The 23,833-nt window shown below is 62.9% G+C and carries 26 protein-coding genes; 5 read left to right on the forward strand and 21 right to left on the reverse strand.

Annotated features, from left to right (window positions below):
- The first annotated feature begins 45 nt into the window (after positions 1 to 45).
- Entirely contained in the window at positions 46 to 882 is an 837-nt protein-coding gene (locus tag J2J98_RS25945) for an amidohydrolase family protein (protein ID WP_064707397.1), read from the forward strand.
- A 271-nt stretch (positions 883 to 1,153) separates the two neighbouring features.
- On the forward strand, positions 1,154 to 1,558 hold the full coding sequence (locus J2J98_RS25950) for a helix-turn-helix domain-containing protein (protein WP_011428287.1): 405 nt from the start codon (positions 1,154 to 1,156) through the stop codon (positions 1,556 to 1,558).
- 41 nt (positions 1,559 to 1,599) lie between these two features.
- Here J2J98_RS25950 and J2J98_RS25955 read toward each other — a convergent pair whose 3' ends face one another.
- From J2J98_RS25955 to J2J98_RS26015, 13 genes are all read right to left on the reverse strand, one after another.
- A complete protein-coding gene (locus J2J98_RS25955) occupies positions 1,600 to 1,866 on the reverse strand; it encodes a hypothetical protein (RefSeq protein ID WP_004668299.1) in 267 nt (88 codons plus the stop codon).
- 65 nt (positions 1,867 to 1,931) lie between these two features.
- Positions 1,932 to 2,675, reverse strand: a complete 744-nt coding sequence (locus J2J98_RS25960) for a TfuA-like protein (protein ID WP_064707396.1) — start codon at positions 2,673 to 2,675, stop codon at positions 1,932 to 1,934.
- The gene (locus J2J98_RS25965; protein ID WP_207603640.1) at positions 2,672 to 3,934 is read right to left on the reverse strand and encodes a YcaO-like family protein; all 1,263 of its coding nucleotides are present in this window, start codon (positions 3,932 to 3,934) and stop codon (positions 2,672 to 2,674) included. The genes J2J98_RS25960 and J2J98_RS25965 overlap by 4 nt, the downstream gene beginning before the upstream one ends.
- Before the next feature lie 13 nt (positions 3,935 to 3,947).
- Positions 3,948 to 4,091 carry a hypothetical protein gene (locus tag J2J98_RS25970; protein WP_167358959.1) on the reverse strand — a complete coding sequence of 48 codons (144 nt, stop codon included), beginning with the start codon at positions 4,089 to 4,091 and terminating at the stop codon, positions 3,948 to 3,950.
- A gap of 102 nt (positions 4,092 to 4,193) precedes the next feature.
- Positions 4,194 to 6,149: an AfsR/SARP family transcriptional regulator gene (locus tag J2J98_RS25975; RefSeq protein WP_207603641.1), complete on the reverse strand. Its 1,956-nt coding sequence runs from the start codon at positions 6,147 to 6,149 to the stop codon at positions 4,194 to 4,196.
- Between the two features lie 254 nt (positions 6,150 to 6,403).
- Positions 6,404 to 7,285 carry a carboxylating nicotinate-nucleotide diphosphorylase gene (nadC, locus tag J2J98_RS25980; protein ID WP_138396207.1) on the reverse strand — a complete coding sequence of 294 codons (882 nt, stop codon included), beginning with the start codon at positions 7,283 to 7,285 and terminating at the stop codon, positions 6,404 to 6,406.
- Position 7,286: 1 nt separating this feature from the next.
- On the reverse strand, positions 7,287 to 8,831 hold the full coding sequence (locus tag J2J98_RS25985) for an L-aspartate oxidase (RefSeq protein ID WP_207603642.1): 1,545 nt from the start codon (positions 8,829 to 8,831) through the stop codon (positions 7,287 to 7,289).
- A complete protein-coding gene (gene nadA / locus J2J98_RS25990; protein WP_138396205.1) occupies positions 8,828 to 9,799 on the reverse strand; it encodes a quinolinate synthase NadA in 972 nt (323 codons plus the stop codon). Before nadA ends, J2J98_RS25985 begins: the two co-directional genes overlap by 4 nt.
- Positions 9,800 to 9,868: 69 nt before the next feature.
- Positions 9,869 to 10,765 (reverse strand): NUDIX hydrolase, encoded by an 897-nt coding sequence (locus tag J2J98_RS25995; protein ID WP_207603643.1) that lies wholly within the window; start codon positions 10,763 to 10,765, stop codon positions 9,869 to 9,871.
- A 120-nt stretch (positions 10,766 to 10,885) separates the two neighbouring features.
- Positions 10,886 to 11,701, reverse strand: a complete 816-nt coding sequence (locus tag J2J98_RS26000; protein ID WP_207603644.1) for a 3-methyl-2-oxobutanoate hydroxymethyltransferase — start codon at positions 11,699 to 11,701, stop codon at positions 10,886 to 10,888.
- Positions 11,702 to 11,727: 26 nt separating this feature from the next.
- Positions 11,728 to 12,954: an NAD(P)/FAD-dependent oxidoreductase gene (locus J2J98_RS26005; protein WP_207603645.1), complete on the reverse strand. Its 1,227-nt coding sequence runs from the start codon at positions 12,952 to 12,954 to the stop codon at positions 11,728 to 11,730.
- 11 nt (positions 12,955 to 12,965) lie between these two features.
- Positions 12,966 to 13,280, reverse strand: a complete 315-nt coding sequence (locus tag J2J98_RS26010; protein ID WP_138396202.1) for a MocE family 2Fe-2S type ferredoxin — start codon at positions 13,278 to 13,280, stop codon at positions 12,966 to 12,968.
- Positions 13,281 to 13,302: 22 nt separating this feature from the next.
- Entirely contained in the window at positions 13,303 to 14,391 is a 1,089-nt protein-coding gene (locus J2J98_RS26015; RefSeq protein WP_207603646.1) for a fatty acid desaturase family protein, read from the reverse strand.
- A gap of 133 nt (positions 14,392 to 14,524) precedes the next feature.
- Between J2J98_RS26015 and J2J98_RS26020 the strand changes: the two genes are divergently transcribed.
- A complete protein-coding gene (locus J2J98_RS26020) occupies positions 14,525 to 15,553 on the forward strand; it encodes a LacI family DNA-binding transcriptional regulator (protein ID WP_064707386.1) in 1,029 nt (342 codons plus the stop codon).
- Positions 15,554 to 15,590: 37 nt separating this feature from the next.
- Here the strand turns inward: J2J98_RS26020 and J2J98_RS30725 are convergent, their stop codons facing one another.
- Positions 15,591 to 15,716 carry a hypothetical protein gene (locus J2J98_RS30725; RefSeq protein ID WP_259665012.1) on the reverse strand — a complete coding sequence of 42 codons (126 nt, stop codon included), beginning with the start codon at positions 15,714 to 15,716 and terminating at the stop codon, positions 15,591 to 15,593.
- Between J2J98_RS30725 and J2J98_RS26025 the strand changes: the two genes are divergently transcribed.
- Entirely contained in the window at positions 15,715 to 16,527 is an 813-nt protein-coding gene (locus J2J98_RS26025; RefSeq protein ID WP_207603647.1) for a TIM barrel protein, read from the forward strand. The genes J2J98_RS30725 and J2J98_RS26025 overlap by 2 nt on opposite strands.
- A gap of 58 nt (positions 16,528 to 16,585) precedes the next feature.
- On the opposite strand, the gene cobM is transcribed toward J2J98_RS26025, so the two are convergent.
- Complete coding sequence (gene cobM / locus J2J98_RS26030) at positions 16,586 to 17,344, reverse strand: precorrin-4 C(11)-methyltransferase (protein WP_207603648.1); 759 nt, start codon at positions 17,342 to 17,344, stop codon at positions 16,586 to 16,588.
- A gap of 4 nt (positions 17,345 to 17,348) precedes the next feature.
- Entirely contained in the window at positions 17,349 to 18,581 is a 1,233-nt protein-coding gene (locus tag J2J98_RS26035; RefSeq protein WP_064713288.1) for a bifunctional cobalt-precorrin-7 (C(5))-methyltransferase/cobalt-precorrin-6B (C(15))-methyltransferase, read from the reverse strand.
- Here J2J98_RS26035 and J2J98_RS26040 point away from each other — a divergent pair.
- Positions 18,580 to 19,350, forward strand: a complete 771-nt coding sequence (locus tag J2J98_RS26040; RefSeq protein ID WP_207603649.1) for a cobalt-precorrin-6A reductase — start codon at positions 18,580 to 18,582, stop codon at positions 19,348 to 19,350. The genes J2J98_RS26035 and J2J98_RS26040 overlap by 2 nt on opposite strands.
- Here J2J98_RS26040 and J2J98_RS26045 read toward each other — a convergent pair.
- The 5 genes from J2J98_RS26045 to cobF all read right to left on the reverse strand — a co-directional run bounded on the left by J2J98_RS26045 (position 19,314) and on the right by cobF (position 23,639).
- Complete coding sequence (locus tag J2J98_RS26045; protein ID WP_207603650.1) at positions 19,314 to 20,078, reverse strand: precorrin-3B C(17)-methyltransferase; 765 nt, start codon at positions 20,076 to 20,078, stop codon at positions 19,314 to 19,316. The genes J2J98_RS26040 and J2J98_RS26045 overlap by 37 nt on opposite strands.
- A complete protein-coding gene (locus J2J98_RS26050; RefSeq protein WP_207603651.1) occupies positions 20,075 to 20,806 on the reverse strand; it encodes a precorrin-2 C(20)-methyltransferase in 732 nt (243 codons plus the stop codon). Before J2J98_RS26050 ends, J2J98_RS26045 begins: the two co-directional genes overlap by 4 nt.
- Positions 20,803 to 21,435, reverse strand: coding sequence for a precorrin-8X methylmutase (locus J2J98_RS26055; protein WP_064707379.1), 633 nt, complete (start codon positions 21,433 to 21,435; stop codon positions 20,803 to 20,805). The genes J2J98_RS26050 and J2J98_RS26055 overlap by 4 nt, the downstream gene beginning before the upstream one ends.
- A 2-nt stretch (positions 21,436 to 21,437) precedes the next feature.
- Positions 21,438 to 22,811, reverse strand: coding sequence for a precorrin-3B synthase (gene cobG, locus J2J98_RS26060; protein ID WP_207603652.1), 1,374 nt, complete (start codon positions 22,809 to 22,811; stop codon positions 21,438 to 21,440).
- A gap of 63 nt (positions 22,812 to 22,874) precedes the next feature.
- Entirely contained in the window at positions 22,875 to 23,639 is a 765-nt protein-coding gene (gene cobF, locus J2J98_RS26065; protein WP_207603653.1) for a precorrin-6A synthase (deacetylating), read from the reverse strand.
- Positions 23,640 to 23,833: the final 194 nt, after the last annotated feature.

Genomic DNA, 23,833 nt, shown 5'->3' on the forward strand with positions numbered 1-23,833 from the left:
ATTCACCGGGGATAGGTTGAGGCACAGCCGGCCTGGGAGGAACGCGTGCTCATCGACACTCATCTGCACATCATTGATCGCTCAGCACTTTCCTATCCCTGGCTCTCCGGCGTGCCGGCTCTTGATCACGATTTTCCCTATGAAACCTATGCAGTCGAGGCGCGGCGCTGCGGCATTACGACAGCGCTGCATATGGAGGTCGATGTCGATCCCGCCATCATGCAGGCCGAAACTGACCACGTTGCATCGATCGCCAAAAGGCAAGGCAGCCTGATTGCCGGGGCGATTGTTTCCTGCCGTCCCGAGGAGGTAGGTTTTGCCGCCTACCTCGAGCGTCAGAAGGCCGATCCCTTTGTCAAGGGTTTCCGCCGCGTGCTTCATGTCGTGCCCGATACAGTTTCGGAAGGCGCCCTTTTCCGCGAAAATATTCGGCGCATCGGCGGCAGCGGCCTGACCTTTGACCTCTGCACATTGCCGCATCAGGCTGGTCGCGTCGTCGCTCTTGTTGATCTCGCGCCCGACGTGCAGTTCGTTCTCGACCATTGCGGCGTTCCCGATATCCGCTCCGATGCCTTCCAGCCGTGGAAAGCCGGCATATCGGAGATTGCTCGCCGGCCGAACGTGATCTGCAAGGTTTCCGGCGTCGTTGCCTATGCCGATGCCGAGACATGGGCAGCACAGACCCTGACGCCCTATATCGAACATGTGATCGCAAGCTTCGGCTGGGACCGTGTCGTCTGGGGCAGCGACTGGCCGGTCTGTACGCTCGGCGGCGGCCTCTCCACCTGGGTTGCCGCCACCCATGCCGTCATCTCCGGCAGCAGCGAGGCGGAGCGCTCCAAACTGCTCTTCGCCAATGCGCAGCGCCTTTGGTCATTGTAAATTTCTGTTTACGCCTTTTCCGATCCTTTGGCTGAGAAGTCCACCATAAACCTCTGTGTGCCATGCTCGAGACCCCTGAAATCGGATGATGTACTCCCCAAAAGTGCTACTTTGGCATGTTTTTTGCTGCTGCTAATATGAAGCGATGCAGTGTTTCGCTTTGGGACGACTTACAGCCAAACAATTGCTAGCTTTGTGTGTCTCAGTTAAAAGTTGTCAGACACGGATATGGCGAATAACCTCATGTCCGTGTCCTCAGGAGGGAAAACAAATGAAAGAAGAACCGCACGCAGTGGATGTTCATGTGGGAAAGACGATCCGCATACAGCGTCTGCTGCGCAAAGTTTCGCAGACGGAATTGGGCGATCGTGTCGGCGTAACGTTTCAGCAGATCCAGAAATACGAAAAAGGCTCCAACCGCGTTTCCGCCAGCATGCTGGTTGAAATAGCCGGTGCGCTCAATGTCGACGTCAGGACGTTTTTCGACGACCTGTCTACCCCTGTTACGGCTAACGACAACCCCGCTCCCAGCGAGGAATTCGTTATTTCGCGCGAGGGTGTCCTCCTGAATGCGGCGTTCTTCTCGATCAAAAACGAAGCGCTTCGCAAGAAGATCCTGAAGCTTGTCCAGGCAATCGCTCACACCGAACAGGTCGACGGTGAAGCGGCCGAATAGGCCGAATCTCCTTCACGCGATCCCAACGGGCTGCATGAAGGTCAATGGCGATCGATCAGGATCAGATTCTCGCTAGCGTCCTTCATTGCGATCTTGGCCTTGCTGCCGAGCAGTTTCTCGAGGTTGACGTCAAGTTCCCTGTCGGGGTCTATGCCGTCCCAATCGATTACGACCTGCAGCAGCGCCATGTTCGTCAGGTGCATCAGATTACGCAGCTGAAGCTTTTCAGCCTCCTCCTTGGCTGCTGACAGCAGCCGGAAGATCCTTGCGTATTCACTGCCGGTACCTTCGTTATGTTGTTCAAACATTGTTCCCGCCCCTTTGGCCGTGAAGCCTCAGATTCCATCACCACTGCATCTTTTCGCTGCGACCGTTATTCAAGCGTTACAGGAGTCACATTACGTGTGACTTCGGCGTGCAAAAGTTCCCAGTGCGAGGTCGCGGCAAAGCGCCAGTCACGGTTGACGGGCGCGAATTCGTCGCGGCGCAGCCATTCCAGCACCAGCCGCGCGTCGTCTCGCTTGCGTTCGACCCGGCTCTTGCGGAGGGCGGCGAGGAGATGGTCGCGGCGCGGTTTGCGGAAATGGCACTCGTCGACCACGCGCGCATAGGTTCGCTCGGAGAAGTGCAGGAAGCGGCCGGAGAGCAGCAGCTTCTTGCGCTCGGCCGAGGTAATATCGCCGTTGGCATAAAGCGCCTCGATCGTTGGCTCAAAATCGACCCAGGGTACGGAAAGCGGCAGCCAGCCAAGCGCCTGCGGCGCGTGCACCAGCGCGACCGCCTCGTCGTCCAGCAGCCGTCCTGACTCGTAATCTTTGAAGATTGAACCGAGGCCAACCATGCCGAACGGAGCGCATTCTGCAGCCCGCAATGCGCCCATGCTGGCGCCGCCGGCTACGGCGACATCATGTTCGAGCGCATAGAGAATTTCCTTGTGCCAGACCGAAGGCAGATCGCCGAAATAGCCGTCGACGAGACCGATCGCGGTGGCGCCATCCTCCACCGCCTTCAGGATGTCGCCGCGGGCGGCGGGCGGACGGAAATCGATGCAGGGAAACATGTTTCTCGCTGCGGCAAGACCGCCACCAAGGCTCGGACCGACGAACAGAACCTTCATGATTGGGCTCCTCTCATGGTGTTGACGGCGCGCAGGCCGAGCTGGACGTACTGACCTGATATGTCGACCTCCAGGCCCGGCACAATCACCCGAACGACGGAGACCGGCAAAGGCCGATGGGCGAAGGGGACGACGACGATCTGCTCGATACCGGTCGCAGCCAGCCGGTCGGTTATCCGGCCGATGGTCTCCTGGATCGTCGCCGGACGGTGATGGCGGCTCTGAAAGGAGCGCATCCGGCCGTCGCTCTGGCAGAGTTCGACCAGTTGCTGCATCGCCGTACTCCGATCGAGCCGCTGATAGATGCGCGGTGAGAAATCGTCGCGACTGCCGGCAATCGCGGTCAGCCGGCTCTGCGCGGCTTCGGTGATGGCGCGCAGCGCGGCGCGGACAGGATCGGGATGGCAACCGCAGCCACCGCAGACATGCGACCAGCGCGCGTCGACGCGATCGGAAAGATTTCCGGGCATGATGATGGCCAGAAAGGCCGGAACGCCAATATCCGTTGTCATGTCGAGCAGCAGCAGCCGCATGCCGGCACGTGTGATCCGGTCTGTCATGACGTCGATGACCGCATCGCCGAAGGAGGAGGGGTCGATGCGGCTCTCCTTGAGGCGCTGCGGCGATTTGAGCTGGGTCAGAGCCCAGGCGTCGCGCTCCACCAGCTCGCAAAGTCCGTGGAGGACCGCTTCGGACGGCGTATTGCCGGAGGCAAGCCCGTCGCTCGACTGCTCAAAGCCCCGCGGCCGCTCGCCGCGATGGTCGAGGCCGACGAGCCACCAGGGGACGAAGACGCTGCTGCCGGACAGGATGTCAAGTCCGGAGCACCAGGGGATGGGATCACCGCCGATTTCATCGGGCGCGCATCGTGCGACATTGTCGAGATCGATCATGGCGGCGCGTTCCGCCCGCATGCTCTCCACCGTCGCCCGCGTCAGGTCGGCAGGCGCAATTTCCGCGATCCGCGTCTCGATCGCCTCCATTGCGGCCGAAGCCATGGCTGCATCATTGTCGATGCCCTTGCCCTGGAAGACCGAAAGCGTATGGCTGTTCGGCCTCGTCGCGAAGGCGACGGGGATGTTAAGGACGTCGAGGGCGGTCAGCAGGCCGACGCGCGTGATGCCAAATTCGCGCAGATACGGCCTGATGGCTGCAAGGGTCTGCGCCGGCGTGAATGCACGGTCGTGATAGTCGCTGACGCCGGCCGATGATCGCTTGAGATCATCGGCAAGCGTGTCAAGGTCGGCGAAAGCGGACATACCGATCTCGCCCTTAGCGGAACTTCAGCGCATGTGTCAGGTTTTCGAGAGCGTTTGCAGCGACGTTAAGTTCGTCCTGCTTCATCGCAGCCTTGGCTGCGGCCGAGAAACGCGGCTGGGAGGGCATTGCTGCATGAGCTTCAACAGTGGTTTTCATTGTCCATCTCCAATGGATAGGCAGCCGGCTGCCGTTAACCATTGCAGGGGAACACTGTCTGCGTCATTTAACCGTTACAGGCTTCGTTAAAAGGCCGTGCAATCAAGGAAGTCCGGCCAGCTGCAGGCCATGAATCAGCGCTTCCGTATAGCGGGGATCGCGGTCGGGAACGAAATGGCGGATGTCTTCGCTGCGGAAATCGGGGAAATTCTCCAGCACGACGTTAGCATATTTGCCGGCCTTTTTCATGTCGCCCGTCATGGCGTGAGCGGCTGCGAGCAGCCGGGCGGTCGCCTGTTTGGACTTCACCGGCTCAAGCGCCTCGATCGTCTGGTCGTATTCGCCGCGGTCGAAGTGAATGCCGCCACGATTCCAGTAGTAGTAATCCGGCGGCAGCGGATTGAGTTTGAAAGCCGCATTGTTCAGATCCAGCGCCTTGTCAAAGTCGCCGTTGTGGCACAGCGCGTCGGCATAATCGGCGAGGATGTCGGCATCGTTGGGATTGAGATCCTGAGCCTGCTGGAAATATTCCAGGCTTTCGTCGAAACGGCGTCGGTACAGCGCCACGAAGCCGAGTTCGCGATAAGCTCGGCCGCTGTTCGGGTCGCTCTGCTGCGCCAGCCGGGCTGCGCCATTCGCCTCGTCGAGCAGTTCGGTGTCCTGCATGCCGCGGATGAGCCATTCCATGCCGAGCGCGCGCGAAACGCCGGCATGAGCGGCCGAGAAATTCTCGTAACGATTAAGCGAGGATCTGAACCATTTACGCGCCTGGCGCAGATGCTGCAGGTCGGTCTGGGCGATCAGCCGCTTGCCTTCCAGATAGAGACGGTAAGCGGATGGCGGCGCTTCGCCGATGGGCATCGCAAGCTCGTGGCGCTCGATCGTGTCGGCGAGCGAGGAGACGATCCGCCGTGTCAGATGCGCGAAGGATTCGCTGATCTTCTGCATGACCAGCGGCAGTTCCAGAGCCCAGATCACCTCCGACGTCGTCGTCCGGGTCAGCCGGCAGGTCGCATAGATATCCTCGTCGCGGCCCTGGATGGTGACGTAAACCGCATAGTCGAAGCTGAGGTCGAGCGGCCCGGGTACGGCGCGCGACGGATCGACCGCCCGGCTGAGGATCTCGAGACTCGTGTGGGCTGCGATCACCTTGAAGCCGCGCTGCTGGCTGAGGCCGATGGTGACGTCTTCGAGAAGGGCCCTGCCGACGCGCTCCATCAGCGGATCGGTGAAAATGCTTTCCGGCGGCAGGATGATGATCCGCGGCTGGCCGAGCGGATCCGCGACGCCGCCGAGCGCCGCTGACGGGCGCTCTGCCGCCGCGGCCTGAGCTGCAGGGATCAGGCCGAGTTCGCGGGCAAGCGCGGTAGTGCTTTCCTCCGGCTCGGTGTCGAAGTCGTCCTTCAGCTGGCTCTTGCACTTCAGATAGGACTGCCGGGCCGCGGCCGGATCGTTCATCCGGACATAAGTGCGCATCAGGGCCCGATAGGCCGTTTCGCTGGCGGGGTCGAGCTCCAGCAGGCGACGGGCGAAGGTCACCTGCTCTTCATCCGATCTGTCATCGGCGGTTTCGACCAGCCTGGTCAGATGGGCGGCGCGCAATTCATCGACACGCTGGCGCTCGAAGGTCAGCCAGTCCTCGGCGCCCTGCGTCGGCGACTTCGCGCCTTCGAGCAATTCGCCATTCAGAATGTCGCCGTCGTCGGCTGCGAGCGGCCCTTTCTGTTTCAGTATATGGACGTCGACTTCCCAGCCGTCGGCAAGCCCGATATGGGTTCGGGTCGCTTTCAGCAGCGGTGGCAGATCGGCGGGAATGCTTTGCTCGATGCGCGCCAGCAGCTGGCGCAGACTGCCTGCGCGTTTTTCCGGAGCTTCCGATTGCCAGAGCTGTCGCCTGACGGTTTCGCGGTCGAGTTCGAGATTGGCTTCGGCGGCGAGCATGGCGAAGAGAAAATAAGACTTCTCCGGCAAGGGGAGTTCCCTCCCCGCTGCCAGCAGTCGCGGTCTTCCGAGCAGGCAGAGCCTGTTCGTCGACATCTGTCCGGATGTCCGTTGCATCCCGCTTCTCACCCCTGAAGACCAGACGCGCATGCGCACCGGCCGCTCAGGAACATGTTAGAGCGATAATAGGCCCGCGCATAGCGCAAAAAGAAGTTTTTACACCGAATATTTGCATTTTCTCACATGAGCGGCCGGAAATGCTTGCCAACACTTTGCCCCCGACGTGATTTCCATCAGTTATTCCAGCCGCTGCCGCCTCCACAGCGGCAACCAACAGCAAGCGACCTGATCGATCACAGCATCTGCGCGATCTATTTGGTGCTGGTTTGCGCCGCGCCGTCGGCCTCGACGAAATCGAGGCCGATATCCAGCACTGGTGCGCTGTGCGTCAGCCAACCGACCGAAATAAGGTCGACGCCGGAAGCGGCGATTGCGGCGGCCGTTGCCGGCGTCACCCGGCCGGATGCCTCGGTGATTGCCCGCCCGGCGACGATGGCGACGGCCTCGCGCAGCTGGTCCGGCGTCATATTGTCGAGCAGAACGGCATCGACGCCGACGGCCATCGCTTCCTGCAACTGATCGAGCCGGTCCACTTCGACCTCGATCTTCACCAGATGACCGACGCCGGCCCGCGCCCGGCGGATCGCCTCGGCGACGCCGCCTGATATGGCCACGTGGTTGTCCTTGATCAGCACCGCGTCATAAAGTGCGAAACGGTGGTTCATGCCGCCGCCGGCCCGCACTGCATATTTCTCCAGCGCCCGCAGCCCGGGCGTCGTCTTGCGCGTGCAGGCGACGAAGGCCTTGGTGCCGCTGATGGCGGCGGCAATCCCGGCCGTGACGGTGGCGATCCCCGAGAGATGGCCGAGGAAATTCAGGGCGGTGCGCTCGCCGGTCAAGAGCCCGCGTGACGGACCTTCGACTGTGGCGATCACGTCGCCCGATTTGACGGCGTCGCCGTCCTCGATGTGGCGACGCATGACGATTTCGGGGTCGACGAGCGTGAAGGCGAGGTCGGCCGCATCGAGGCCGGCGATCACGCCAGGCTGGCGGGCGGCCATGACCACTGTGGAGCGGTGATCTGAGGGAACGACCGACGCCGAGGTGATATCGCCGGCAAGGCCGAGATCTTCGAGCAGGGCTGCCCGCACCAGGGGTTCGACAATCAGACGCGGAAGCGGAACGAGGCTCATGTCAGGCGCTCCTGGCCAGCGGATAGGATGGTGTGGCACGGGCAATCTCCAGCGCTTGGGAAAGGCGCATCCGGCGGCGCTGCGCATCGGCGAGCTTCAGGGGAAAATCGGTGCGGGCGTGGGCGCCGCGCGATTCAATCCGCAGGCTGGCAAAGACGGCGATCAGCAATGCGACGATGGCCGGATCAGCGGCAGGACCGTCACCCTCGGCAAGTGGCAGCAATGCGGCGATTGCTGCGTGAAGGGCGTCGGCATTGCGCAGCACGCCGAGATGGCGCGAGACGACGGCCCGCACGGGGGATGCGTCGGCCGGTGCCGGCAGTTGTTCTACTGAGACGTCGCCGGTGCCGCCCGCCGGCATGGCGGATATGTCGCGCGCCGCCCGCATGCCCATGACAGCCGCCTCCAGCAGCGAGTTGCTGGCAAGCCGGTTGGCTCCGTGCAGACCGGTCGACGCGGCCTCGCCGGCGATCCAGAGGCCGGGAACCGAGCTGCGGCCATTCGCATCCGTTGCGACGCCGCCCATGTGGTAGTGAACGGCCGGACGCACCGGGATGAGGTCTTGGGCCGGATCGATGCCGGCCTCGCCGCAAAGGGCAGCGATGACGGGGAAGCGTGTGGCAAAGCGGCTGCCGAGCGCTTTGCGGGCATCGAGGAAGACGCGGCCGCCGCGGGCGATCTCGGCGCTGATGGCGCGCGCCACCACATCGCGCGGCGCAAGTTCGGCGCCCGATATGCGGGCCATGAACCGTTCGCTGCGTTCATTAACGAGCAAGGCCCCCTCGCCGCGCACCGCCTCGCTGACAAGCGCCAGGGGCCTGCGGCGCGAATCGAGCGCCGTCGGATGGAACTGCACGAATTCCATATCGGCAAGATCGGCACCCGCCCTTGCCGCGAGCGCAACCCCCTGACCGAAATTGCCCATCGGATTGGTGGTCGCATCATAAAGCCCGCCGATCCCGCCGGTGGCGAGTACCAGCCTTGCAGCCGGAAGAACGGCGGCCCTGCCGGCTGCGGTCGCGCAGTGCAGGCCGGCGACGCGCTCGCCATCCATCAGAATCCGTCGCGCCTCGAAACCTTCGAGCACGGTGATGGCAGGCGTCCGCGCCACAGCCCGCACCAGCGCTTCGATGATTGCCGCACCCGAGCCATCGCCTTCAGCATGGACGATGCGGCGGCGATTATGGGCCGCTTCCAATCCGAGCGAGAGTTTTCCGGCTTCATTGCGGTCGAAGCGGACTCCGGCTTGTTCCAGCGCTGCGATGGCTGCCGGCGCCTCCGCAATGATGCCGGCGGCGACACTTCGGTCGCAGAGCCCGTCGCCGGCTGAAAGCGTATCGGCCAGATGAAGTGCGACGCTGTCGTCGGCGCCGATGCTGGCGGCAATGCCGCCCTGCGCCCAGGCGCTCGAGGTCTCGGCGCCGAGGGCGGCGCGGGTGACGATGACGGACGGTTCCGGCGCCAGCGTCAGCGCCGTCATCAGCCCGGCGAGGCCGCTGCCGACGATGACGGTGCGGCCGGTCAGCTGGTCAAGGATCTCGGTCATATCGCAAGCATCCTCTCGACGGCGCGGCGGGCGCCGACGGCGATTGCCGGATCGACCGTCACTTCATGGCGATTCTCCTCAAGTGCGGCGCGGATATTGGCAAGCGTGATCCGCTTCATATGCGGGCAGAGATTGCAGGGGCGGATGAACTCGACGTCGGGGTGGTGCACGGCGACATTGTCGCTCATCGAGCATTCCGTGAGCAGCACGACCCGCGCCGGCTTCTGCCTGCCGACATAATCGGACATCACGGCGGTGGAGCCGGCGAAATCGGCCTCCGCCACGACGTCAGGCGGGCATTCCGGATGGGCGAGAACCGTCACGCCGGGATGATTTTCACGCAGCTGGCGAACATCGTCAGCGGTGAAGAGTTCATGTACTTCGCAATGCCCATGCCAGGCGACGATCTCGACATCCGTCTCGCGGGCGACGTTGCGGGCGAGATATTCATCGGGGATCATCAGCACCTTCGGCACGCCGAGCGACTCCACCACCTGTTTGGCATTGCCCGAGGTGCAGCAGATGTCGGAGGCGGCCTTCACCGCGGCCGAGGTATTGACATAGGTGATGACGGGGACGCCGGGATGGGCCTGGCGCAGCAGCGCAATATCCTCAGGCGTGATCGAATCCGCCAGCGAGCAGCCGGCAGCGAGATCGGGGATCAGCACGGTTTTTTTGGGGTTCAGAAGCTTGGCGGTTTCAGCCATGAAATGCACGCCGGCCAGCACGATGACATCGGCATCGACCTCGACCGCCTTGCGGGCGAGCGCCAGGCTGTCGCCGACGATGTCAGCCACACCGTGAAAAATCTCGGGTGTCTGATAGTTGTGGGCGAGAATGACGGCGTTGCGGCGGCGCTTGAGCTCGAGGATGGCGTCCACGTCGTCCTCGAACGACATCCATTCGGCTTTGGGAATGACGCGGCTGACGCGGTTGTACAGCGAGGATGCGGAAACAGGGTGATTCATGGCCGGCTCCTAATTATGCTCTATTTGAGCATATCATAGGCAAAGACATATTCTCGCTGTGAGCATATGTCAATTGCGGGAGAGCGGCAATTTCGTTCCTGCGAGCGCCCGTTCTTCGAGCACGGTGTGGCGGAAGCGGAAGAGCTTGGCCGGCCGGCCGCCGGTCTCGCTTTCCGTTCCGCCGGTTTCCTCTACCAGTTCCTGCTGTTCGATGAGGCGACGGAAATTCTGCTTGTGCAGCGTCAGCCCGGCCAGGGCCTCGATGGTGCGCTGCAGCCGCAGCAGCGTAAAATTCTCCGGCATCAGTTCGAAGACGACCGGACGGTATTTGATTTTGGCGCGCAGCCGAGCGATCCCTGTCGCCAGAATGCGGCGGTGATCGGCAAACATTGCCCGGCCGAGATTGGCCTCCACCCCGCCTCCGGCTTCGGCCACGAGGCCGGCTTCGTAAAGCAGTTCGTAGCGTTGCAGGGCCAGATCCTCGTTCCAGCCGCCGCCGTCGAGGCCGAAGGTGAAGTCGGCGCGACGATGGCGATGGTCGCGCCGGGCCGGATCGGCATCCGCCCAGCTTCTGAGGCGTACCACGATTTCGTCCAGCACCGCCGGCCTGCCCTGCCGATGGTCTTCCCAGGGAAAATAGTCGTACCAGCCGTGCCAACCCGGCCGGCCGGCGCCTGCCTGCTCGTTGACGAGGCCGAGATAGCTGATCGAGATCGTCCGGCCGCCGAGAATCTCGTTGTTCCGGTCGCGGTCTGCGAAAGTATAGAGTTGCTCGAGGTAGCCGACCGGGTGTTCCGTCTGCTCCTGCACCCACTCGCGCAAGCCCGATTGCAGGGTGCGATGGCCCATTTCGAAGGGACCCGACGGCAGCGCACTGCCGGACCGGATGGTCATGACGCGCGGCTCATCCCCCGTCACCGCGACGAGCACCGCAATCAGTTCCGCATGCGCAAAGCCGATCGTCACAGGGGACCGAATACTCCGTTCCGAATGAATCGAACGGATCATTCCTGCCACAGGCGGCGACGGAAGCCAATGCAACTTTCTCCGTCTCCGCGCTGGGGAGAAGGAGCCGCCGGGCAGGCATCAGCGCTTGCCAGTCTCGTCAGTCAGCCGGTCGAGGAAAATTTTCAGTTCGGCCTCGTCGATACCGACGCCATGACGCTTTTCCGGATAAGCGCCGGTCCTGACGTCCTCGGCGAATTCGGTAAAGGCGGCAATGCGTTCGCGCTGCAACCGGTCATGTTCGGCGGCGAAGTTGCGGTAGACCTTGGCGTGGCGCGGATAGTGGTCGCGATTGGCGCCGAGCACGTCGTCGGCGAAGAGATATTGCGCGTCGCAGCCACTGCCCGCCCCCATCGAGATCATCAGCATCGAGGTGTTGCTGCTGATGGCGGCGGCGACGTCTCCCGGCACGACTTCGATTTCGGCGGCGAAGGCGCCGGCCTCTTCCAGCGCTTTGGTCTGCCGCCAGATCTCGGCCGCACTCGCAGCCGTCTTGCCGACGGCGCGGAAGCCGCCGGTCCAGGTCGCCTTCGAGGGAATCAGTCCGAGATGACCGCAAACGGGAACACCCTCGTCACGCAGGCGCCGGATCGTCTGCAGGCTTGCCGCGCAATAGACGGCATCGCCGCCGGCCTTCAGGGCGGCGAAGGCAGCGCGCAGATAGTCTTCCGCCGAGACATGGTCGCCATATTCGAGACCCGGAATGGCAAAGGGGGTGGGGGCGATCTCGCGGAAGACCGGACCGAGCAGCGATGGCGGCACCGAGACCATGTCGATCCCGGCCTTTTCGGCGGCTTCGGCCTCCTCGAGCGAGGTGACGCGCAGCATGGTCAGCTGACGCTTGCCCTTTTCCGCAAGCAGGTCGGCAACGGTTGCGCGCTTATGTTTTTTCATCATCGATTCCTTTGAAAATGTCAGGAGGCTCAAGCGGCCAGAAGGGATTTCAGCTTGACGTTGCTTGATGTCAGCGCCGCAGGGTCCGGATGGGCGCCAGCCGCGATCAACATTTCAGCAAGTCTGATGTCGCGCGCCACTGCATTGCCCGGTCCGATGCCGCTTGCGGCGACCAACCGGCCATCGGCGTCGAGATGGAAGAGAATGAAGGCGTCCGGGCCGAGGTCGCGGCGCAGATGCCGGACCGCCCCTTCGGCGAGGCCTGATATCTGCAGCGTCAGGTCGTATTGATCCGACCAGAACCACGGCACGGATGAGACGGCTTCGTCGCGGCCGAGCATGTTCGCTGCGGCCAATGTGCCCTGCTCCTGGGCATTGCGCCAGGATTCGAGCCTGATACGCCGGCCGCCATAGATCGGCAGCGGGAAGGAGCAGCAGTCGCCGGCGGCAAAGACATCAGGCGCCGAGGTCCGCAAATAGGTGTCGACGGCAATGCCGTTTTCGATGGCGAGGCCTGCCCTTTCGGCGATGTCGACATTCGGCCGTGCGCCGATGCCGACGAGGGCGAGATCGGCCTCTATCATCTCGCCAGTCGACAGTTTGACGACCGCCTTTCCGCTTTCAGCAGTCAATCTCTCGATCGAGACGCCGCAGCGGATATCGACACCTTCGGCGCGGTGGCGTTCGGTCAGCAGATGGGCGATCTCCTCCGGCACACCACGTTTCAGCACACGCTCCAGCCCCTCGATAACGGTGACGTCGGCGCCAAGCAGGCGCGCCGTCGCGGCAAGTTCCAGCCCGATGAAGCCGCCGCCGATAATGGCGATATGCCGCCCCGGCCTCATCGCGTCGCGCAGAGCGGCCGCGTCCTCATGAGTCCGAAGCGAACGGATATGCGGATTGCCTTCCGGAGCGCCGGGGAACGATCGCGCGGCCGCGCCCGTCGCCAGCAGAAGTTTGTCGTAGGAGAGCGCGGTGCCATCCGAAAGCATGACCGTCCGGGAGTAGGAATCGAAATCCCTGGCTTCAACACCGGTCAGCAGCCGGATGCCGCTTTCGGCGTATTTTTCCGCAGCGGCGATGAATTTCGGATCGCCGGCATCGGTAGCAGACACCTTGGAAAGCGGCGGTCGCTCGTAGGGGTGAAGGGGTTCGGCGCCAACAAGCGTTATCTCGCCGGCAAAAACTTTTTCCCGCAGAGCGAAAGCGGCGCGCGCACCGCATTCGCCTGCACCCAGGATGACGAAATGAGCCACGTCCGCCTCCCTCAGACCGCGATGAAGACAGTGTCGCCTTCGATCTTCACCGGATAGGTCTTGAGATTGACGCAGACCGGAGCGCCCTTGGCTTCGCCCGTCTTGTAGTTGAAGCGGCCGTTATGTTTCGGGCATTCGATGATTTCATCCATCACAAGCCCGTCGGCGAGATGGATCTGTTCATGCGTGCAGAGCCCGTCGGTGGCGAAGAATTCGTCGTCGGGGCTCCGGTAGACCGCGAAGGTGCGCCCGCCATGATCGAATCGGATGACATCCTCTTCGTCGATCTCGTCCTTGCCGCAGACTTCGATCCAGTTTCCGCTCATCTCTATGCTCCCTCGATTGTGACTATTGTGCCGCCTGGGCGAGTTCGTTGTGGAATTCTTCGCGGTAGGGCCGGGCGGTGGCCGGCAGTTCCCGCTTCAGGAAATAATCCTCGTTGCGTAGCTGGCGCAGGAAAGCCGGGATCATCTCACGGTAACCCGACCAGATCGACGGGTTCGGCGCCGGCAGATCGTGCTTGATCATCGCGTGCAGCCGCGGCAGCGCGTGATAGGGCACCATGGGGAACATGTGATGTTCGACGTGATAGTTCATGTTCCAATAGATGAAGCGGCTGATCGGGTTCATATACACCGTGCGGCTGTTCAGCCGGTGATCGATGACGTTGTCGGCAAGGCCGCCATGCTGCAGGAGCCCGGTCAGCACATGATGCCAGGCGCCGTAGAGGCGGGGCAGGCCGATCAGCATCAGCGGCAGGATCGAGCCGGTGGCCACCGCAACCGCGATCGTCGCAAGATAGATCGCCAGCCAGATACGGGCGATGCGGATCGCCTTCGGCTGCTCCATTTCCGGAATGAAGGTCTTTTCCGCCGCGCTGATCACACCGACGGCGTTGCGAAGCATGTCGAGGACGGCATGCCAGACGTCGAGGATGCCGAAGAAATTAAGGATCAGCCGAAAGAGATCCGGCGGCCGCATGACGGCGATCTCCGGATCGCGGCCGACGATGACCGTATCGGTGTGATGGCGCGTGTGGCTCCAGCGCCAGGTCACCGGATTGCGCATGATCATGAAGCAGGCGATTTGGTAGACGGCGTCGTTCATCCAGCGTGTCTTGAAGGCGGTGCCATGGCCGCATTCGTGCCAGCGGCTGTCGGAGGCAGAGCCGTAGAGAACGCCATAGGCGAGGAAGAAGGGCAGTGCGATCCAGGAGCCCCAGAAATAGATGCCGAGACCGGCAAGGACCACCATGCTGCCGAGCCAGATGACCGTGTCACGGATCGCCGGCGCATCGGAGCGCTGCATCAGCGCCTTCATCTCCTTGCGCGCAATCTCGGTGTGATACCATTCGGCAGCCGCCAGTCCCATCTCGACCGCGGTGCGGCCGCTTTCCCCGAGCAGGTCGTAGTCACGCTTCTTTGGCTGGGTCGCCATTGTCCGCCTCCCGTTATGCTGTTGCCGGCAGAATAGGTTGACTTTGGGAGAGGCTCAATGCAGGCTTGATGTAATCTATCAAAAGCCATCACAAGTGGCTCGCATTCATGATTGAATACATCAGGAACACTCAATGCGCCGCCCCACCATCTCCGATCTTGCCCGCGCCTCCGGCGTCAGCGTCGCCACTGTCGACCGTGTTCTCAATGCTCGCCATCGCGTACGGGAGGAAACGGCGCGACGGGTCTATGATGCGGCTCAGGAAATCGGCTATCACGCTGTCGGCCTCATCCGGCAGCGTGTCTTCGAGGATCTGCCGCAATACAAGCTCGCCTTCCTGCTGCAGAAACCGACGCAGGCCTTCTATCAGGCCTTCGCCCGCGAAATCGAAGCAGCTGCGCGTGCCGTCACCACCGCCCGTCTCCAGATTCAGATTGAATACCCCGCTGCGACGACCCCTGCCGCCATCAACGAGAAGATCAAGGCACTTGGCGCACGCAATCAGGCCGTTGCCGTCGTCGGCCCTGACTATCCTGCGGTAACCACGGCGGTCGAGGAACTGAAGGAGCGCGGCATTCCCGTCTTCTCGCTGCTCTCCGATCTCGCCACCGGCGTGCGCGACGCCTATGTCGGCGTGAACAACCGCAAGGTCGGACGCACCGCAGCCTGGATGATCGCGCGAACGGCGGACAAGCCGGGGAAAGTCGCCTGTTTCGTCGGCAGCCATCGCTTTCACGGTCATGAGCTGCGGGAGATCGGTTTCCGCTCCTATTTCCGGGAGAATGCCCCTGAATTCGATGTCGTCGAAACATTGATCAATCTGGAGACCGCCGAAATCACCCATGAGGCAACGCTGACGCTGCTGCAGAAACACCCCGACCTTGTCGGCCTTTATGTCTGCGGCGGCGGCATGGAGGGGGCGATTTCGGCATTCCGTGAAGAGAATGTCGGCGGCCGGATCGTGCTTGTCGTCAACGAGTTGACGCCGGAGAGCAAGGCTGGTCTTGCCGACGACATCGTCACCATGGTGGTCGCCACTCCCCTGCCCGCTCTCTGCAAGGAGCTTTTATCGCTGATGCTCGGCGCGATAGAGCATGGGGAGGCTGCCGTTCCCGGCCAATCCTTCCTACCTTTCGACATTTATATTTCCGAGAATATCTGAGGAATGATGTAACTCCCTCATTGTCGCGGAAATTCTTTCAGAAATGAAGGCGCGAGGCGGCGATGGCGGATGGATTGCCGGGCAAATTCGGATAGAGATTCGCCCGCCCATTCACGAGGAACTGCTCCGCGCGACGCGGAGACGAGGAGGATATATCAGTCATGACTTCGATCCGCTTTGCGCTCAACCACATGGCCGCGCCATCGCTTGCCATCGATGATTTCTTCGCGCTGGCAAAATCGCTCGGCATCGATGCGGTCGAGATCCGCAACGACCTTTCCGGCAACGCCATTCTTGACGGCACCCAGCCCGAGGCGATCAGGCAGGCGGCCGCCCGTCACGGCCTGACGATCATTTCGATCAACGCCCTGCAGCGCTTCAACGAATGGAATGAAACCCGCGCCAGGGAAGCGCAAAAACTGATCGACTATGCCAGCGCATCGGGCGCCAAGGCGCTCGTCCTCGTTCCGAAGAACGACGGCACCGGCTGCGCCGACGGCGAACGTCAGGTCGACCTGCGTGAGGCATTGTCCGCGCTGAAGCCAATGCTTGATAAAGCCGGCATTATCGGCCTCGTCGAACCGCTCGGTTTCGAGATCTGCTCGCTGCGCTCGAAGACCGAGGCGGCCGAGGCGATCAAGGCGCTCGGCGCGCAATCGACCTTCAAGCTTGTCCACGACACGTTCCACCATCATCTTGCCGGCGAAACAGCGACCTTCCCTGAATTGGCTGGCCTCGTACACATTTCCGGCGTCAGCGATCCCTCGGTTGCCGTTGCGGAGATGCGCGACTCCCATCGCGTGCTCGTAGGCGGCGATGACCGGCTCGATAATGCAGGGCAGATCAAGGCGCTTATTCAGGCGGGCTACAAGGGTCCGTTCTCCTTTGAACCTTTTGCTGCGGAAGTTCATGCGGTCAAGGATCCGGCCGCTGCGCTGCGAGCCAGCATGGATTATCTGACGGCGCGGGTCTGAGATCCGGGGCAGCTTCTCTTCACGATCGGCCGCCGGCGTGCGGCCGATCGTGATTACACTATTCCCGGCCCCTGAACCGGCGCTGATAGGCCGGATCATAGAGCGAGCTCTCGCGAAAATCTTCCGCGGCGAGCGACGGTCCGACGAAGATGATCGCGGTGCGTTCGATCGGTTCGGCCGCAACTTTTGCTTCGATATCAGAGAGGGTGCCGGAGAGGATGCGTTCGTCCGACCAGGAGGCCTTGACAACGATGACGACCGGGCAGTCCGCGCCGTAAAGCGGCGTCAATTCGTCGACTACCTGCTTCAGAGCATGGATCGCCAGATGGATCGCAAGTGTGGCGCCCGTCGCGCCGAACTTCGCGAGCGTCTCTCCGTTCGGCATCGGTGAAGCCCGCCCGGAAACGCGGGTCAGAACCAGGCTTTGGGCGACGGCCGGGATCGTCAGTTCTCGTCCGAGTGCTGCGGCCGCAGCGGCAAAGGCCGGAACGCCGGGTGTCATCGTATAGGCGATGCCAAGTTTCTGCAGCCGGCGCGCCTGCTCGGCCACCGCACTCCAGACGGAGAGGTCGCCGGAGTGCAGCCGGGCGACGTCCTGGCCGGCGGCGGCGGCGCGGAGATATTCCGCCTCGATCTCATCGAGCGACATCGGGGCAGTATCGATAATGCGTGCGCCAGGCGGGCAATATTGCAGCAGTTCCGGCGAGACGATCGAGCCGGCATAGAGGCAGACCGGGCAGCGGGCGATGAGATCGCGGCCACGCACCGTGATCAGATCCGCGGCACCCGGCCCCGCGCCAATGAAATGCACCGTCATCCCATTATCCTTTCGTCCAGCGCCATTGCGTCACCGGCATGGCCGGCCGCCAGCCGTTCATGCCGCCAAGCGGCGCAGCGCGCGATATTTCGATCCGCGTGAGGGAGCCGCCGCGTTTGGCATGTTCGGAAAACAGCACGGCTTCCATCTCCAGCGTTACGGCATTGGCGACGAGCCGCCCTCCCCGCTTCAGCGCGGCAGTGGCAGTATCGATGACATCAGGTTCGCTGCCGCCGCCGCCGAGGAAAATCGCATCCGGCTCCGGAAGGCCCCTCAGCGCAGCGGGCGCTGAACCCTCGACGACGGCGAGATGCGGCACGCCAAAGGCGGATGCATTGCGGGCAATCCGCGCCGCACGCTCCGGCGATTGCTCGACGGCGATCGACTTCAGTGACGGATCGGCCAGCATCCACTCAATGCCGACCGATCCCGAGCCGGCGCCGACGTCCCAGAGCAGTTCGCCATGACGTGGCGCAAGCGCCGAAAGCGTCATCGCCCGGATCTCCCGTTTGGTGATCTGGCCGTCGTGCTCGAACAAACCATCCTCGAGACCTGCGGCAAAAGGCAGAATGCGAGCCCCCTCCCCTGCCGCAATCTCAAGCGCGCAGACGTTCAGGGGATCGATGTCGGTGAGATCGAAAGCCGCCGCCACGACGCTTCTTTGTCGTTCCCGCGCACCGCCCAACGCTTCGATTACGGTAAGCTGTGACTGACCGAAGCCTGCGGCGGCAATGAGAGCAGCGAGCTCGCCGGGTCCCTTCTCATCAGAAGTCAGAGCAATGATGCGCCGCCCGGGGTGCAGATGCGGTCGGACCAGGTCGAGCGGCCGCCCGTGCAGCGAGATCGCCGTCACGTCCTGCTGCGGCCAGCAGAGCCGGGAGGCGGCAAGGCTGAAGGCCGATGGCGCGGGGATGACACGCATTTCCTCCGCCGCTACACGGCGCGAGAGGGTTGCGCCGACGCCGTAGAGAAACGGATCGCCGGAGGCGAGCACGACGACAGGGGTGCCGCGCCTTTCAAGGACGGCATTGACCGAGTGCTCGAAGGGACTCTGCCAGGCAAGCTTTTCGCCCGATATCAGCGATGCGGCAAGCGCATGGTGCCGCGCTCCGCCGAAGACCGCGGGAGCCTCCGCGAGCAGCCCCTTCGCCTCATCACCCAGCCCTGCTGGACCATCTTCGCCGATGCCGATAATAGTCAGCCAGCGCTGTGTGCAAGTGGGAAAGACATCAGACATGGGAAGGCTTCGCATCCTGATCCTCGGCGGCACCCGAGAGGCGCGCCTGCTCGCCGAAGGGCTCGCGGCGCTTGATGATTGCGATGTTCTGCTGTCGCTTGCCGGACGTACCGAAAAACCGGCTGCGCAGCCTGTTCCAGTCCGGGTCGGTGGTTTCGGCGGTGCCTTGGCGCTTGCCGACTTTCTGAAGGCCGGCGGCTACGGACTGCTGATCGATGCCACGCACCCTTTCGCAGAACGAATTTCGGAAAATGCCGCCATCGCGGCCGAGGCCGCCCATGTCGCTGCGATCGCCCTGCGCCGGCCCGAATGGCAACGCCTGCCGGGCGATCGCTGGCGCAAAGCCCGCAGCATTCCGGCGGCCCTCGCGGCCCTCGGCCAATCTCCCCGCCATGTCTTCCTGGCAACCGGCCGGCAGGGCGCTCACCACGCGGAAGCGGCGCCGCAACATCACTATCTCATCCGCAGCGTCGATCCCGTCGAACCGCCGCTCACGCTTGCGAATGTCGAATATATTCTCGATCGCGGCCCGTTCCGGATGGAAAGTGAATGCGCTTTGCTGAAACAGCATCATATCGATGTCATCATTGCCAAGAACAGCGGCGGCTCCGCCACCTATGCTAAGATCGAGGCGGCCCGTTTGCTCGGCATTGAGGTGATGATGGTGGCGCGCGCGCCCTCGTCTATGGTCGAATCGGTCGAAACGGTCGAGGCGGCGCTTGCGGCGATCGATCACCTCTTCCCTCCCGCCATGAAACGCGGCGTATAGACCAGGTCCAGCTTGCCGGGACGCGCGACGATCCGCGTTTCGGCGGAGCCGATGATGATGCAGGTCGCCATATCGGCAATCGATGCATCCGCCTCCGATAGCGGCTGCACCGCGATGCGCTCGTTTGGCCGCCCGGCCGCGCGCCCGAAAATCACCGGTGTTGTTGCTGGCAGATGGTGGCGCAATAGCTTGAAAGCCTCGCCGAGTTGCCAGGGCCGCGCCCGGCTGATCGGATTATAGAGCGCGATGACGAACCCCGCCTTTGCCGCCAGCTCCAGCCGGTTTTCTATGACATTCCAAGGCTTTAGGTTATCTGATAGCGATATTGCGCAGAAATCGTGGCCAAGCGGCGCGCCGGCCCTTGCTGCCACCGCCAGCATCGCCGTGACGCCGGGGAGCACGGTGAGATCGACGGCGCGCCAGGCCGCCGGCCCCTTCTCGATCGCCTCGCAGACGGCGGCGGCCATGGCGAATACTCCGGGATCGCCGCCGGAGACGATGCAGACGTTGGCGCCATCCGACGCCATGGAAAGCGCCGCCCCTGCCCTGTCGAGCTCCTCGCGATTGTCAGAGGCATGCCGCAGTTGATCCGAGCGGAGCTGCAGCCGATCAAGATAAGGTCCGTAGCCGAAGAAATCCGTCGCCGCATCGACTGCTGCCAGCGCTTCCGCAGTCATTTGCTGAGGGTTGCCCGGGCCGGTGCCGATGACGAAAAGCCTGCCACTCATCGGCTGCCCTCCCAGCCCGGCACCAGCACGAGCGAGAAGTAGGGCGCATCGCCTTCGGCCCTGTCGGCAAGCTTCTCCATCGCCGCACTCGCCATGGTGCCGCGCTCGACATAGACGGCCTCGGCAAGCCGGCCGGCGGCCGAAAGCGCCCTGCGGATCTTCGGCAGATTTCGGCCGACCTTCATGATGACGGCGGCTTGTGTATCGGCAAGGCGACGCGTCAGCTCGGCCTCGACCATCGTACCGGGCAGTACGGACAGCACGTCGTCACCCTGGACGATCGGCATGCCAGCCAGCGACCAACAGCCGGACATGGCGCTGATGCCGGGGATCACTTCGGTGGGGTAGCGCTTCGAGAGCCTGACATGCAGGTGCATATACGAGCCGTAGAAGAGCGGGTCGCCTTCGCTGAGGACGGCGACGGTCCGGCCGGCGTCGAGATGCCCGGCGATGTCTCTTGCAGACCAGTCGTAGAATTCGGTGATCAGGCTCTGATAGCGTTTGTCACCCTTGTCGATCTCGGTGGTGACGGGATAGTAGAGCGGCAACAGCGTCACCCCTGTTTTCAGCAGCGGCTCGACGATCGCCTTGCCGTTGCCGCCCCTACCCTGCTTGGCGAAATAAGCGATGACGTCAGCGCCTTCGATGGCGCGCACGGCCTTGAGGGTGAGAAGCTCGGGATCGCCGGGACCCGTGCCGACGCCGATGAGACGGCCTGATGTCATCATAGGCCAGGCCTCGCAAGCGCATTGATGGCGGCTGCCGTCATGGCGCTGCCGCCGAGCCGGCCGCGCACAATGGCGAAGGGAACGCCATAGGAATTTTCTGCCAGCGCATCCTTCGATTCCGCCGCGCCGACGAACCCGACGGGCATGCCGAGGATCGCCGCGGGTTTCGGCGCGCCGTCGCGCAGGAGTTCGAGAAGGTGGAAGAGCGCCGTCGGCGCATTGCCAATGGCGACGATGCTTCCGCCGAGCCTTTCGAGCCAGAGATGCATGGCGGCGGCCGAGCGTGTATTGCCGATCTCCCGTGCGAGTTCCGGCGTTGCGGGATCGCGTAGCGTGCAGACCACCTCGTTCAGCGCCGGCAGCCGTGCCCGTGTGACGCCGTGCGACACCATTTCCGCATCGCAGAAAATCGGCGCGCCGGTCTTGAGTGCATCGCGCGCGGTGCTGACGAAATCTGTGGAAAAGACGAAATGCTTCGCCGCTTCCACCAGCCCGCAGGCATGGATCATGCGAACGGCGATTTCAGCCTCATCTTCGGTGAAACGCGAAAGTTCGGCCTCGGCGCGGATGATTGCAAAGGAACGCTCGTAGATCGCGTCGCCGCTGCGGATATAATCGTAGTCTGGCATTGCTATTCCTGTCGCAGCGCCTTCGAAACGCCGGTTGCGCCAAGCCGTGTAAGGCAGGCGGCGGCCGATTCGCCAGCGCTCCTGTTGTCTTCGATGGACCGGGCGAGCCTCTCTATAGCGAAATCGATCCGACCGCCAGCGATCCGTTCATCCGGCAGATCTGAAGCAAGCCCGTCGAGGATGAGGTCGAAACCTTCCGCCGATCCGGTCAGGGTCAGCGCCGGCCCGGCCTGGGCGCAGCCTTTCAAACAGCCGGAGAGATGGATGGTCAGAGATCCGTCGAAGAGAACGGGTGCTGCGGCAATTAAGCGGCGCGCCTGGGTTCTCGTCTCGTAGAAAGCGGAGCTGCAGGCGCCGGCGCCGGCGCAGGCTGCGATATATTCACTTTTTTCCCCGGGTTGCACGGTGAAGCCATGTTTGCTCGCAGATGTCTGCAGAGCCGGCGCGGTATCTGCCGGAAAGCCGGTGAAGAAGAAGCCGCGGCCGGGCGCAAGTCTGATGGCTGTAGCGCCGTGAGCTCTTGCGTCTTCGAGCAGGGCGGTCAGATCGGACGCACTCATCTGGCCAAATTCCGGCCGGACGCCGAGCACGTGCTTTCCGTCCTTCAGCCGGTGCAAGCCGGTAAGCGGCGTCTGTTCTGACGGACGAAATCGGATGGTGTCCATAGCCGGAAAGCGTGCCCGCAGAAGGTCCGGATCGATATCCCTCGCCCTCCTGCTCTGCCCGACCGCCAGCAGTTCGAGAATCTCCCCAACGGCTGATATCGCCTCCTCAGCGGAGCCGTTCGCGACCGGCATTGCCGTCTCGCCGTCGCCGTTGATGGCAACGAGCCATTGTGCGCCGGGTTGCGCGACGATACGGATATCGGCGGCAAGGGCCGACATCCCGAACGCTCCGCCGCCGTCGATAATGAACGAGAGTTTCGGCGCGAGCCGCGGCGAGGCGAGCAGCTCTCTGAGGTTGCAGCGCAACGTCTTTTCCAGCGCTGCCGGGTCGCTTATCTCTTCGGGATCGATGCCGTGCAGTGGCGATATCTCGACGGCGGGACCGTCTGGCACGGCGATTCCGGCCGTATCGAGATCGGCAGCGAGCCGGCCCACAGTTTCGGGCCGCAATCCGCGGATCTGCAAGTTGCCGCGCGCGGTGATTTCCAAGATGCCGTTTCCATGCTCTGCCGCCGCGCAGGTGAGGGCCAAGAATTGCGACAGCGTCAAGGCGCCGCCCGCCGGCCGCAGCCTCACGAGCAAGCCATCGCCAGTCGGCATGGGTGCGGCAAGCGCGGGGCAGGCGCCGCGCGGACGTATCTTCGCCGGCGGTCGATCATGGAGATCCGCCGTGCCTGTCCTGTCGATCGCCTTGGCGGCCTTCGTGCCCATTCTCAATCCTCTGACGATCTCTTACATGATCGCGACCGGCGCGGCAAAACATCATGGCGACGGCTATTCCTCGAAGTCACGTCCCTTGCGCAGGAGATATATGTCCATGATCCAGCCGTGCCGCCGTCTGGCTTCGGTCCGGAGCGCCTGAATATCGGCCGCGATGTCTCCGAGCCGCCCCGATCTGATGATCTCGTCCCCGGTGCCAAGGTAGGCGCCCCAGAAGATCTCGGCATCGGGATCGTCGACCTTAGCAAAGGCCTGTTCGCCATCGAGCATGACGACGGTGCTGTCGCTCTGAAGTCCATCTTGCGCCAGCCGCCGCCCGGTAGTGATCTCGACGGGTTTGCCGACGAGGTTGAGCGGGATTTTGTGACTGGCCGCCAGAGCCTGGATGCTGGTGATGCCGGGAACCACGCTGTAGTCGAAATCAATGCTGTTTGATCGACGCACGCGTTCAATAATGCGGATCGTGCTGTCGTAAAGACTGGGATCACCCCAGACGAGAAAGGCGCCGGTGCCGCCGTCCGGCAGGCCCGATATCAACTCTCGATAGATGTTGGCGATCTGACCGTGCCAGGCATCGACGCTTTGTGCGTAGGTTCTGTCTGCAATCTGCCTTTGCGGCACCTCGAATTCCGCGACCCGGGTGCCTGAGCGGGTGACATAGCGCTCGCAGATCTCCCGCCTGATCTCGGCGAGTTCTTCCTTGCCGGCGCCCTTGAGCGGCAGAAAGATCACGTCGGCGGCGTTCATCGCTTTAATCGCCTGCATAGTGACGTGCTCGGGATTGCCGGTGCCAATTCCGATGATACTGATATGCTTCAAGCGGATATTCCCCGTGAGTCCAAGCGGTCTTGCCCAAAAACTGGGCCGGCCGCAAGGGCGGGGTAGGGAGTTGGCCGCGGCCAACTCCGCCAACCGCGGCGCCCTGACCCCTATTGTTGCCGTAAATCCCGAATCGTGTCACTTTCGATACGCTTTTTGACGCTATGTTGACAGAAAAGCGCATCGAAAAGGAA

This window comes from Rhizobium bangladeshense (assembly GCF_017357245.1).
Taxonomy (GTDB): domain Bacteria; phylum Pseudomonadota; class Alphaproteobacteria; order Rhizobiales; family Rhizobiaceae; genus Rhizobium; species Rhizobium bangladeshense.